The sequence below is a fragment of the Bradyrhizobium sp. 44 genome (genome assembly GCF_023073095.1).
In the GTDB taxonomy this organism is placed as follows: Bacteria; Pseudomonadota; Alphaproteobacteria; order Rhizobiales; family Xanthobacteraceae; genus Bradyrhizobium.
In genome coordinates this window covers 292,432-304,306 of the sequence record NZ_JADPIY010000038.1, presented here as the reverse complement: position 1 = coordinate 304,306, position 11,875 = coordinate 292,432, and the positions used below count along the sequence as shown (strand labels likewise).

The following is an 11,875-nucleotide window of genomic DNA, read 5'->3' as shown; positions in this document are numbered from 1 at the left end:
CGGGGGTCAAACCCGCAGCCGCCACGGAGACGGCGAGCCGGCTTAACTAAACTTCTCCAGCCGCCCGTCGCGGAACACGTAGACGGCGCCCTGCTCGATGTAGAGTTCGGCGGCGCTCGCCGGCGTCTCCAGGCCGAGTGAAACCATCAGGGCCCGGCAGGTCCCGCCATGGGCGACCGCGACGGTGTCGGTCCGAAGCTGGTCGTACCAGGCGCGCGCGCGGACCTGGACATCGGCGTAGGTCTCCCCGCCCGCGGGGCCCACCGTCCATTTGTCGGCGAGGCGCCGGGCGTAGATGTCGGGATCGGAGGCCTCGCTCTCGGCCAGCGTCAGTCCCTCCCAGGTGCCGTAGCCGATCTCACGCAGGCGATCGTCGAGCGTATAGTCCGCAGTCGGCAGTTCGAGCTTGCTCCGCGCCAGTTCCATGGTCTCTCGCGCGCGGCCAAGCGGACTCGACACGTAGGGTAATGCAGCCTTGTCGCGGCCCTCGCGCTTGAACAGATCGGCGAGAATGCCGCCGGCCTGCACGGCCTGACCGCGACCGCGCGCGTTCAGCGGAATGTCCTTGATGCCCTGAAGCCTCCCGAGCGCGTTCCACTCGGTCTCGCCGTGGCGCAGATAATAGATCGTGGGCACGGGCATTGCTGGCCTGAAAAATTAGTCCTTCCCGCCGAACGAAATGTCTGGCGCGTCCGGGCGCTTCATGCCGAGCACGTGATAGCCGGAATCGACGTGGTGCACCTCGCCAGTGACGCCGCGCGAGAGGTCGGAGAGGAAATACAGCGCGCTGCCGCCGACGTCTTCCGTGGAGACGTTGCGCCGCAGCGGTGCGTTGGCTTCGTTCCACTTCAGGATATATCTGAAATCGCCGATGCCGGACGCCGCGAGGGTCTTGATCGGCCCCGCCGAGATCGCGTTGACGCGGATGTTCTTCTCGCCGAGATCGGCGGCGAGATAACGCACGCTTGCTTCGAGCGCCGCTTTCGCGACGCCCATGACGTTGTAATGCGGCATCCACTTCTCGGCGCCGTAATAGCTGAGCGTGATGAGCGAGCCGCCGTCGGTCATCAGCTTCTCGGCGCGCTGCGCCACGGCCGTGAACGAATAGCAGGAGATCAGCAGGGACTTCGAAAAATTCTCCTGCGTGGTGTCGACGTAGCGGCCGTCGAGTTGCTCGCCATAGGCGATCGCATGCACCAGGAAGTCGATCTTGCCCCACTTCTCCTTCAGCACCGCGAAGGCCGCATCGATGGTCGCGGCATCGGTGACGTCGCAATGGCCGAGCACGAGCCCGCCGATCTCGGCGGCGAGCGGCTCGACGCGCTTCTTCAGCGCATCGCCCTGGTAGGTGAAGGCAAGCTCGGCGCCGGCCGCGTGGCATGCCTTGGCAATGCCCCAGGCGATCGAGCGGTTGTTGGCAACGCCGAGGACCACGCCCCGCTTGCCCTGCATCAGACCTGAATTCTGCGACATTTTGCTAACGTCCCGTCGAGCTCCGGTGAGGTTTGGAGGTACACCAGCCCTCCGTTGCGGTACAGTCCTAATACGCGGCGTTAACGCTGTTTCAAGCGCCGGAATAGCCGTTCCGCTCGGGTGTTATGATCGTTGTGGCGCTCGCGCCGAACATCAGGACGTCAAGACCGCAATGAGTGCGTTTCGCCAAAGCGTTGAAGCCATGATCCCGGCATTGCGCCGCTACGCCCGCGCGCTCACGCGCGAGACGGATGCGGCCGACGATCTGGTGCAGGATACGCTGGTGCGGGCGCTGCGTTCGGAGCGCCTGTTTCTCGGGGGCGACGTCAGGAGCTGGCTTTATACGATCCTGACCAACCTCAACAAGAACCGGCGGCGCTCGCTGGCACGGCGGCCGCAATTCATGCAGCTGACGGAGAACAATCCGGATGCCAGCGGGACCGAAGCCGAAGGGCGCGATATCGAGAGGGCGCTGGCGACGCTCGTCGAGGAGCAACGCTCGGTGCTGCTCCTGGTGATGCTGGAGGGCTTGAGCTACCGCGAGGTCGCCGACATCCAGGGGGTGCCGATCGGCACCGTGATGTCGCGCCTGGCACGCGCCCGCGCCCACGTCAAAGCCTCGCTGGAGGGTGAGCGCCCGGCGCTCAGGCGGGTGAAATGATGGCAGGATTGATGCATCGCGCCGGTCGTTCCTCCTGCATGGCATGGGAAACGGCGCAGTTGAACCACGAAGAACATTTTGGGCCGCAGAGCCAGAGACGATCGATATGAACGACCGCAAGATCCCAGTGACCGAGGACGAACTGCACGCCTATGTCGACGGCGAGCTGCCGGCCGAGCGCCGCGCCGATGTCGAGGCTTGGCTTGCCGCGCAGCCTGAGGATGGCGAGCGCGTGCAGTCCTGGCGCGCCATGGCCGAGATGCTGCACGCCCGCTACGATTCGGTCGCCCAGGAGCCGGTGCCGGCGCGGCTTGAGTTGGAACGGCTGGAGCGCCGCCCGCGGCACTGGCTCTATGGCGCAGCCGCGGCCGTGCTGGTGGCCTTCGTCGCCGGCGGCGCCGCCGGCTGGCTGGGGCATGGCGCCGCCAACGCGCCGTCGACCTTCCAGAGTTTTACGACTGACGCGCTCGACGCCCACCGGCTCTATGTCGTCGAGGTCCGCCATCCGGTCGAGGTCGGCGGCAACGAGCGCGACCACCTCCAGGCCTGGCTGACCAGACGCTGCGGCTGGACCGTGTTTGCACCGAACCTGGAGGCGAGTGGACTGAAGCTCGTCGGTGGCCGGCTTTTGCCGGGGCCGAACGGGCCGGCGTCGTTCCTGATGTATGAGGGCGCCTCGGGCGAGCGGTACACGATCTACACCGCCAAGACCGAGAATGGCGCGACGCAGATGCGCTACGCCAGAACGGACAAGGACGGGGCGCTGTTCTGGTCGGAGCGCGGCGTCGGCTACGTCGTCAGCGGTGGCGGCGACCGGGATCGGCTGACCAAAGTGGCGCAGGCGGTCTACGACCAGGCAGAGAAAAGCGGCACCTAGACAACCACGCAAACGCGGTGCCTCGATTCCGACATTGAAAATTTGGAATGAAGACATCGGCGCGTCTCATTATCGCACCGGATGATCACGCGAAAATGAGCAGCGTTCGATCCGCCGATCGACGCGGGCGGCCTCGATTGGGGTTTTTGGTACCGCGCTGGTCCCCCTCTCGAGGCCGCACCTTTTTATCGGCTGCCCCGCCGGATAGCCGACACGTCGAGCACGTGAGCCAAGAAGGGCTACCACGCCTCTGGCATATGATGAGCATCATCTCGATGGACGACGCTCTCAGTCTTTAGGAGAACCCCTTCACACTTTCCGGATCACGCTCAACCAAGCCCGCTACGCGGATTGTAGGGGTGCTGGTCCCGCCACTTCTCCATCAATGCTTCAAGCTCGGCGTCGTTCCCGTCCGGTAACATAATCCTGATGGTGACGAAGAGATCCCCGGTTCCGCTAGCTTTTGGCAGTCCCTTGCCCTTAAGGCGGAAGGTCCGGCCGCTGGAGGTGTTTTGCGGGACCGACAGTTCCACGGCATTGCCGAGGGTGGGCACGCGGACCTTGCCGCCAAGCACCGCCTCGTAAAGCGTGACCGGCAGGTCGATCCTGAGATCGGCACCCTCGATCTTGAAGAACGGATGCTGGGCGATGCCGATCGTGATCAGGAGATCGCCCGGCGGATGGCCCTGAGCGCTCTCGCCCTGTCCCCGCAACCGGATCTGCTGGCCCTCGGTGACGCCGGCCGGAATCTTGACGTTGAGTTCCTTGCCATTCGGCAGCCGAACGCGCTTCTCGCCGCCCTTGACCGCCTCCTCCAGCGAGACGGTCATGGCGACATTAACGTCGAGATCGAGCCCGATCCCGCCGGTGTCGAATTCGAACTGGGCACCGCCGCCGGCCCCGGGCCGCGGACGCGGCCCACCGCCGAACATGCTGTTGAGGATGTCCTCGAACGCGCCGCCGCCCGGACCAGGGCCCGCGCCGCCGCCGCGGAACGTATAGCTCTCGAACCCGCCGGGACCCGCGCGCCCGCGCGGCCCACCGCCGCCGCCCGGAAAACCCTGGAAGCGCGGCTTGCCGTCGGCGTCGATCTCGCCGCGGTCAAATTGCTTGCGCTTGTCCTCGTCGCCGAGGATCTCGTTGGCCGTATTGAGCTCAGCGAAGCGCTCGGCCGCCTTCGGGTCGTTCTTGTTGCTGTCGGGATGGTGCTTCTTGGCAAGCTTGCGATAGGCGCTCTTGATCGCGGCAGCGTTGGCGCTCCGCGGCACCCCCAAGACCTCATAGGGGTCGCGCATCCGTCACGTCTCCTTCAAGAAATCGAATTGTTCAAAGGGCTCCCCGCCCCACTTGAGCCTCATGTGGGGGGCGAGTGGTATTTTTGCAACTAGCCTGGTGAAGCGATTCCTAGCTCCGCCACGGCTTTAGCGTATGAATCTCCCAACTGCCACGGCTGCTTTGGCAGCCCGCACCCTGGAGCCAGCTTTCGGTGCTGCCGTTGACGTAGCTCGCCAGGAAGTCGCGGCACTTGCGGCCGTCTTCAGCGGCATAGGATTGCGCGATCGGCGTGACCGAACCGCGCGCCCCGGTTTCCGGATTCTCCCAATGCTGGCTGGAATCCTTGTCGTTCTTGCTGAGGACGTCGGAGGCAGCGTTGCGGGCGAAGGCGAGATCGGTGTCGGTCGGCGCCTTGGCCGGCATCGCGATCGAGCCGGTGAGGTCGCTGTCGTCGGCCTTGGCGTAGGCACTTTTGTCGTTGCGGGAAAAGCTGCAGCCGCCGGCGCCGAGCCCGATCAGAATGATCGTCATGACGAAGCCGGACGGCCGGATCGCCGATAGGCCAACGCGTCCCCATACCCTATATAGGGCGGTAGCAGACAACGACGCATTTTGGACCGCAGGACGCAACTCGGACCCCAGACATGACCGACACGACCTCGATGAAACACCAGACACCCTTAACATCCGGTGATTTCACCGCCGCCGACGAGCCCTTTGCGCTGTTCGAGGCCTGGCTGAACGAAGCCATCAAGAGCGAGCCGAACGATCCGAACGCCATGGCGCTCGCCACCGTCGATGCCGACGGCCTGCCGGACGTGCGAATGGTGCTGATGAAGGGCTTCGATACCGATGGTTTCGTCTTCTACAGCCACATCGCCAGCCAGAAGGGCCGCGAACTCGCCGCAAATCCTAAGGCCGCGTTACTTTTTCACTGGAAGTCGCTGCGCCGTCAGGTCCGCATCCGCGGCAACGTGACGCCGGTGACCGAGGCCGAGGCCGACGCCTATTTCGCCACCCGCCCGAAGCAGGCGCAGATCGGCGCCTGGGCGAGCAAGCAGTCGCAGGAGCTCGAGAGCCGCTTCGCCTTCGAGCAGGCGATCGCCAAGGTCGCCGCCAAGCACATCATCGGCGAGGTGCCGCGTCCGCCGGGCTGGAGCGGCTGGCGTATCACGCCGTCTCGTATCGAGTTCTGGCACGACCGCCCATTCCGCCTGCACGACCGCATCGAATTTCGCCGTGACGCGGCCGGCCAGAAATGGTCCAAGACGCGGATGTATCCCTAGTGTTTTGTTCGAGCATGATCCTTTCGGAAAGCCCGTCCGGGTCCGGATCATGCTCCAACCTGAAAGACCTTCATGCCGCAGCCTTCCAATGCGCCGCGCCGCACGCTGCTCCTGACCGGGGCTAGCCGCGGCATCGGCCATGCCACTGTGATCCGTTTCTCCTCGGCCGGCTGGCGCGTGATCACCTGCTCGCGACATCCGTTCCCGGAGGATTGTCCGTGGGACGCAGGCCCTGAGGACCATATCCAGGTCGATCTTGCCACCCCCGCCGATACCACGCGCGCGATCTCCGACATCCGCGACCGGCTCGAAGGCGGAATGCTGCATGCGCTGGTCAACAACGCCGCGATCTCACCGAAGGGCGCCGGCGGCTCCAGGCTCGGCTCGATCGACACCGACCTCGACACCTGGACGCACGTGTTCAACGTCAACTTCTTCGCGCCGATCATGATGGCGCGCGGGCTGATCGAGGAACTGAAGACGGCCAAGGGCTCTGTCGTGAACGTCACCTCGATCGCGGGCTCGCGCGTGCATCCCTTCGCGGGCGCGGCCTACGCCACCTCGAAGGCTGCGCTCGCATCCCTGACCCGCGAGATGGCCTCCGATTTCGGCCGCGTCGGCGTGCGCGTCAACGCAATCGCACCGGGCGAGATCGACACCTCGATCCTGTCGCCGGGCACCGAGAAGATCGTCGACCAGCAGATCCCGATGCACCGGCTCGGCACGCCCGACGAGGTCGCCAAGATCATCTACGTGCTGTGCACGGACACCAGTTCTTACGTCAACGGCGCCGAGATCCACATCAACGGCGGCCAGCACGTGTAGGCTACCTCGTCATTACTTCGTCGCTTCAGCGCAAAATTGCTTCGCAACTTTGTCGCGAGCTCCTCGCAATGATGATGTTGGAAACAACGCCGGGGAAGCAAGGCGATCCAGACAACGCCGCCGCAAGACCTGGATCGCCCTTAGCTTCCGTTCCTCAATCGAGTCGAATCCGACGTGACCTCTCGCGTGGCTGCGGAGCGGCCGTGCTGATTGCAGTCGAGCAATCGTCGTCGTTCTCGCCGTCGAGCAGCGGAGCACCACAGTGCCGGCACATGCGCGCCGACATCGACGACGCCTTGCCGCTCGCCAGGACCTGACGATAGTTCGCCAGATTGATGACGTTGCGGGGCGACGTTATTTGTTTTTCAACCATGGCTGTTCCTCGCGGCTAACACTCTGCTTATCGCAGACAAGTTTCGCGCAAACGTTCAGTCCACCGCTCAAATTTTACCGGAGGAATTGGGGCGGCGAGCATACATCGCGGTGCGGCCGCAATCCCGCTCTATTCTGCGACACCAGACACCGTGTCTCTGCGTCCGGCGTAAGGTCTCGGTAGCTATTACAGCCACTTCTTCCACTTGAAGATCCAATAGGGAACGATCGCCGCGATCAGCATCAAGACCAGCGCGAACGGATAGCCGTGCGCCCATTCGAGTTCCGGCATCGACTTGAAGTTCATGCCGTAGATCGAGGCGATCAGCGTCGGCGGCATCAGGACGACCGCCATGACCGAAAACAGCTTGATGATGTTGTTCTGCTCGAGATTGACGACGCCGAGCATGGCGTCGAGCACGAAGGTGATCTTGCTGGAGAGGTAGGAGGCGTGGTCGGTCAGCGAGACGACGTCGCGCTGCATGGTCTTGAGCTGCTCACGCATGTCCTTCGACCATTTCACGCCCTCCACCACCGCCGAGAGGAAGGCGACGACGCGGCCGATCGAGACCAGGCTCTCGCGAACCTTGGAGGTCAGATCGCCCTTGCGGCCGATCGAGATCAGGATTTGCGAATATTGCTTGGCGTGACCGTGGCGCTCGCTCTCCGGCTCGAAGATGTCATGCGAGACCTGATCGATCTCGGCGCCGCAGCGCTCCAGGATGTCGGCGCAGCGGTCGATCACGGCATCGAGCAGCTCCATCAGCACCATCTCGCCGGTGATGGCCGGCGTGCAGGAACGCGCCAGCTTGGCCTCGACCAGCGCAAAGGGCTTGGGCTGGTCATAGCGCACCGTTACCAGGCGGTGGTCGCCGAGAATGAAGGTCACCGCCGTGGTCCGGGGCATATCGGTATCGGAGTGGCACATCAGCGTCGCGGTCATGTAGCGCGCGCCGTTCTCCATATAGAGGCGGCTGGAGATCTCGATCTCCTGCATGTCTTCCCGGGTCGGGATCGCAATCCCCGAGAGCCTCTCGACGGCTTTGTCCTCGGCCGCGGTCGGGTTGACGAGGTCGATCCAGACCGCATGCTCCGGGACTGCCGCGAGATCCTCGACGATGGCCTTCTTGAGGGAGGAGTCGGAGGGAACGAACACAGAAAACATGCACAACTCCAGCAGGGGCCTGCGACAGACTGACAGCCCTTAGCGCGATTCTGACAAGTTGATGATGACAAGCACATTAACGGAGCGTTTGCATTTGTGGCGACGCCGTGGCCCAACTGTGGCACGGAATCGACACTAACGACCGTTTTGCCTAGAAACCGACTCTGGCCCGCAAAACTTGCGGCAGAAAAGCCACAGGTAAGGTCTTGCAGCGCGGGAGAAGCTTCGAAAGGCTGGAATTGTGGCAGATTTCAACGATAATGGAGCCAACGGAATCGTGGAATTGGCTTGTTCAAGCCCTGCGAAAGCTTGTTGTTGTTGATTGGAACCAAATCATGTCGTCGCTGAAAGTTACGCTTGGTATTTTGGCCGCTGGCCTGATGCTGTCGGGCTGCATGCAGGCCACACATTACGAGGCGACCGACACCAAGGCGTTCAAGCCGAAAGACAAGGAACTCCTCGCCAAGGTCAGGTATGAGAAAACTGCGGTCGCAGAGCCGTTCCGCCGCGCTATCGTCGATTACCACCGCAAGGAATCGCCGGGCTCGATCGTGGTCGATTCCGACAACCATTACCTCTACTACGTCATGGATGGCGGCAAGGCGATCCGCTACGGCATCACCGTCGGTGAAGAAGCTATGGCCTGGTCGGGCATCGCCAAGGTAGGCAGCAAGACCGAGTGGCCGGCCTGGCACCCCACCCCCGGCGAAATTTCGCGCCTGGGCGTGCCCACCTTCGTCGCCCCCGGTCCGGACAATCCGATGGGCTCCCGCGCGATGTATCTCTACTCCGGCGGCAAGGACACGTTGTTCCGCATTCACGGCACCAACCAGCCGGAATATATCGGCGCCTCGATCTCGTCGGGCTGCATCCGCCTGACCAACGAGGACGCGATCGACCTCTATGATCGCGTCAAGGTCGGCACCCTCGTTGTGGTGCTCGAGCCCAAGCACGGCGACTCGCCCTACAATTCGCGCCTCGCACTCGGCGGCAGCCAAACCGGCCAGGCGGGCAGCTACTGATCAGGTTCCTGATCTCAGACATTCAAAAGCGCCGGTTTCACCGGCGCTTTTTTGTTGCCGGCTTGTGCGGCTGGGTTTTATTGCCATCGGCCGCAGGCTTGTCCGCGGGCGCAGGAGATTTCTCCGCCGCCTCGTCATCAACTCCCTGCTTGGCTTCGGGTTTGGCCTCGGGCTTCGCTTCGGGTTTGGCCGCGACCTCACGCGGCGGCGCCTCCTCGGGCCGTTCCGCCGGCAGGAACGGGGCAACCTGCGGCAGGGGATCCCAGACGTTCCACTGACAGATCCGATAGTCGTTGCGCCGCTGCGCGAGGTCGAGATGGATATGGTCCTCGTGGTACCAATCCGAGCCGGGGCCGAGCACGGTCGAAAAGCGCGAGCAGACCGAATGCAACACGCGCTCGCGCACCTCGCGCGGCATGGTGCGGTCGGTCAGGCCGATCGACTGCCCGTTGGCGAGCTTGATGGCGCGCACATCGATCGCATTGGCCTTGCCGTGCTCGGACAGCATGGCGCCAACGACGCGGTTGCGGCCGCGGCACTCGAAGCTGTCGAAATTGTCGAGATCGCTGATGGTCGAGCCGAGGCTCGCGGCCAGCGGCACCACGTCCTTGCGCACCCAATCGGCGATTGCGGACGCCATGGTGCAGCGGAGGATCGCCGCCGGCTTGACCGCCACCTTGCGCTTGTCCGGCAGCACGATAGCTTCGAGCCGCACGAGATCCTCGCCGCCGCAAGCGCCAGGGCCGCGGATATCCGGGATCGAGGGCGCGATCGCGATCTCCTCGGTCAGCGCGAGGCGGCACGCCGAGGCCTGCTTCTCGGGTGGCGGCGCGGCCTCGGCGGGCTTGGTGGTGCCAGGTTTGTCCGCGGAAGGCTTGTCGTCAGTCCCCGAAGGAGCCTCGTCCGATGCCTTGGCCGATGCCTTGGGGGCCTCCTCGGGGCGAGGCCTCGGGAGCGGGATCTTGCCAGAGACATTGGCGGAATGAACCGTCGCGCGCGGCCCTGGTGCAGCAATACCAAAGATGTCCAGCGGGGACCCATATTTGCGCGCCTCCGCCCCATCCGCGAACCCGAGCACGACGGTAACCATTGCCGCGCCGACGGACATATAGCCGCGACAAGACCATTTGCGGCGAAAGGCGGGCAGGCTAAGACTCATGACAATTCTTTGGCCCAACGCTGAGAGCGACAATTCGCCCAGCGGCTTCTCGGAGGAACGACGGAATGCTTGGTTTGATGCAAGACTGGCCCCTGCTCTGCCACCGGATCATCGAACACGCCGCCAAGATTCATGGCAAGCAGGAGGTCGTGACGCGATCGGTCGAGGGACCGATCCATCGCACCACCTATGCCGATATCCACAAGCGGGCGCTCAAGGTCTCGCAGATGCTGGAGCGCGACGGCATCAAGCTCGGCGACCGTGTCGCAACGATCGCCTGGAACACCTGGCGCCATCTCGAGGTCTGGTACGGCATCATGGGGATCGGCGCCACCTGCCATACCGTCAATCCCCGCCTTTTCCCCGAGCAGATTGCCTGGATCATCAACCATGCGCAGGACCGCATCGTGATGACCGACATCACGTTCATTCCGGTCCTGGAGAAGATCGCCGACAAGCTGACAAGCGTGGAACGCTACGTCGTGCTCACCGACAAGGCGCACATGCCGCAGACGACGCTGAAGAACGTGGTCGCCTACGAGGACTGGATTGCGGAGGCCGACGGCAAGTTTAGATGGAAGGACTTTGACGAGAACACGGCGGCCGCGATGTGCTACACATCAGGCACCACCGGCGACCCCAAGGGCGTGCTGTATTCGCATCGTTCCAACGTGCTGCACGCGCTGATGGCTAACAATGTCGACGCGCTCGGTACCAGCGCCTCCGAGACCATGCTTCCCGTGGTGCCGCTCTTCCACGCCAACAGCTGGGGCATCGCCTTCTCCGCGCCCTCCCAGGGCACCAAGCTCGTCATGCCCGGCGCCAAGCTCGACGGCGCCTCGGTCTATGAGCTGCTCTCGACCGAGAGGGTGACGCATACCGCCGGCGTGCCCACGGTGTGGCTGATGCTGCTCCAGCACATGAACGCCAACAATCTGAAGCTGCCGGACCTGAAGATGGTGATCTGCGGCGGCTCGGCGATGCCGCGCTCGATGATCAAGGCCTTCCTCGACATGGGCTCGAACGTCCGCCACGCCTGGGGCATGACCGAGATGAGCCCGATCGGCAGCGTCGCGGCGCTGAAGCCGCCGTTCCAGAACGCGACCGGCGAGGCCCGGCTCGACGTGCTCCAGATGCAGGGCTATGCGCCGTTCGCCGTCGAGATGAAGATCACCGACGATGCCGGCAAGGAATTGCCGTGGGACGGCACGACCTTCGGCCGCCTCAAGGTCGCCGGCCCGGCCGTCGCCAAGGCTTATTACCGGGTCGACACTGATATTCTCGACGAGGACGGCTTCTTCGACACCGGAGACGTCGCGACCATCGACGAAGCCGGCTACATGCGGATCACCGACCGCTCCAAGGACGTGATCAAGTCCGGCGGCGAGTGGATCTCCTCGATCGAGCTGGAAAACCTCGCCGTCGGCCATCCCGCCGTGGCGGAAGCCGCCGTGATCGGCGTGTTCCATCCCAAATGGGACGAGCGTCCGCTGCTGATCGTGCAGCTCAAGCAGGGCCAGCAGGCCAGCCGCGAGGACATCCTGAAGTTCATGGACGGCAAGATCGCCAAATGGTGGATGCCTGACGACGTTGCCTTCGTCGACGGCATCCCCCACACGGCGACGGGCAAGATCCTGAAGACCGCGCTGCGCGACCAGTTCAAAGAATACCGCTTCCCGAACGCGGCGGCGTAGGCGGCCAAACCAAACCGTCATTTCGGGCGATGCCAACGGCATCGAACCCGGAATGACAGGCCGTAA

General features: G+C 63.9%; 13 protein-coding genes. 6 read left to right on the top strand and 7 right to left on the bottom strand.

The genetic code is table 11. The annotated features are described in order from the left end of the window. Positions 1 to 42 precede the first annotated feature (42 nt). Both IVB41_RS34185 and fabI read right to left on the bottom strand, forming a co-directional pair. Positions 43 to 642: a histidine phosphatase family protein gene (locus IVB41_RS34185; protein ID WP_247439021.1), complete on the bottom strand. Its 600-nt coding sequence runs from the start codon at positions 640 to 642 to the stop codon at positions 43 to 45. A gap of 15 nt (positions 643 to 657) precedes the next feature. Beyond that, positions 658 to 1,473, bottom strand: a complete 816-nt coding sequence (gene fabI, locus IVB41_RS34180; protein WP_247439019.1) for an enoyl-ACP reductase FabI — start codon at positions 1,471 to 1,473, stop codon at positions 658 to 660. Positions 1,474 to 1,645: 172 nt separating this feature from the next. Between fabI and IVB41_RS34175 the strand changes: the two genes are divergently transcribed. Beyond that, positions 1,646 to 2,134 carry a sigma-70 family RNA polymerase sigma factor gene (locus IVB41_RS34175; RefSeq protein ID WP_247439016.1) on the top strand — a complete coding sequence of 163 codons (489 nt, stop codon included), beginning with the start codon at positions 1,646 to 1,648 and terminating at the stop codon, positions 2,132 to 2,134. A 106-nt stretch (positions 2,135 to 2,240) separates the two neighbouring features. Beyond that, complete coding sequence (locus IVB41_RS34170) at positions 2,241 to 3,011, top strand: anti-sigma factor (protein ID WP_027568709.1); 771 nt, start codon at positions 2,241 to 2,243, stop codon at positions 3,009 to 3,011. Between the two features lie 329 nt (positions 3,012 to 3,340). On the opposite strand, the gene IVB41_RS34165 is transcribed toward IVB41_RS34170, so the two are convergent. Continuing rightward, the gene (locus IVB41_RS34165; protein WP_247439014.1) at positions 3,341 to 4,306 is read right to left on the bottom strand and encodes a DnaJ C-terminal domain-containing protein; all 966 of its coding nucleotides are present in this window, start codon (positions 4,304 to 4,306) and stop codon (positions 3,341 to 3,343) included. Positions 4,307 to 4,415: 109 nt separating this feature from the next. After that, entirely contained in the window at positions 4,416 to 4,817 is a 402-nt protein-coding gene (locus IVB41_RS34160) for an RT0821/Lpp0805 family surface protein (protein WP_247290981.1), read from the bottom strand. A gap of 113 nt (positions 4,818 to 4,930) precedes the next feature. Here IVB41_RS34160 and pdxH point away from each other — a divergent pair, with 113 nt between their 5' ends. Then, complete coding sequence (pdxH, locus tag IVB41_RS34155) at positions 4,931 to 5,572, top strand: pyridoxamine 5'-phosphate oxidase (RefSeq protein WP_247399758.1); 642 nt, start codon at positions 4,931 to 4,933, stop codon at positions 5,570 to 5,572. A gap of 72 nt (positions 5,573 to 5,644) precedes the next feature. Then, positions 5,645 to 6,397 (top strand): SDR family NAD(P)-dependent oxidoreductase, encoded by a 753-nt coding sequence (locus IVB41_RS34150; RefSeq protein WP_007607375.1) that lies wholly within the window; start codon positions 5,645 to 5,647, stop codon positions 6,395 to 6,397. 154 nt (positions 6,398 to 6,551) lie between these two features. On the opposite strand, the gene IVB41_RS34145 is transcribed toward IVB41_RS34150, so the two are convergent. Beyond that, positions 6,552 to 6,770: a hypothetical protein gene (locus IVB41_RS34145; protein ID WP_027568706.1), complete on the bottom strand. Its 219-nt coding sequence runs from the start codon at positions 6,768 to 6,770 to the stop codon at positions 6,552 to 6,554. A gap of 186 nt (positions 6,771 to 6,956) precedes the next feature. Then, positions 6,957 to 7,934 carry a magnesium transporter CorA family protein gene (locus IVB41_RS34140; protein WP_247356897.1) on the bottom strand — a complete coding sequence of 326 codons (978 nt, stop codon included), beginning with the start codon at positions 7,932 to 7,934 and terminating at the stop codon, positions 6,957 to 6,959. 335 nt (positions 7,935 to 8,269) lie between these two features. Here IVB41_RS34140 and IVB41_RS34135 point away from each other — a divergent pair, with 335 nt between their 5' ends. Next, the gene (locus tag IVB41_RS34135) at positions 8,270 to 8,956 is read left to right on the top strand and encodes a L,D-transpeptidase (protein ID WP_027568704.1); all 687 of its coding nucleotides are present in this window, start codon (positions 8,270 to 8,272) and stop codon (positions 8,954 to 8,956) included. A gap of 37 nt (positions 8,957 to 8,993) precedes the next feature. Here the strand turns inward: IVB41_RS34135 and IVB41_RS34130 are convergent, their stop codons facing one another. Further along, positions 8,994 to 10,115, bottom strand: coding sequence for an extensin family protein (locus IVB41_RS34130; RefSeq protein WP_247439012.1), 1,122 nt, complete (start codon positions 10,113 to 10,115; stop codon positions 8,994 to 8,996). Between the two features lie 65 nt (positions 10,116 to 10,180). Between IVB41_RS34130 and IVB41_RS34125 the strand changes: the two genes are divergently transcribed. Further along, a complete protein-coding gene (locus tag IVB41_RS34125; RefSeq protein ID WP_247439009.1) occupies positions 10,181 to 11,809 on the top strand; it encodes a fatty-acid--CoA ligase in 1,629 nt (542 codons plus the stop codon). The last annotated feature ends 66 nt before the right edge of the window (positions 11,810 to 11,875 follow it).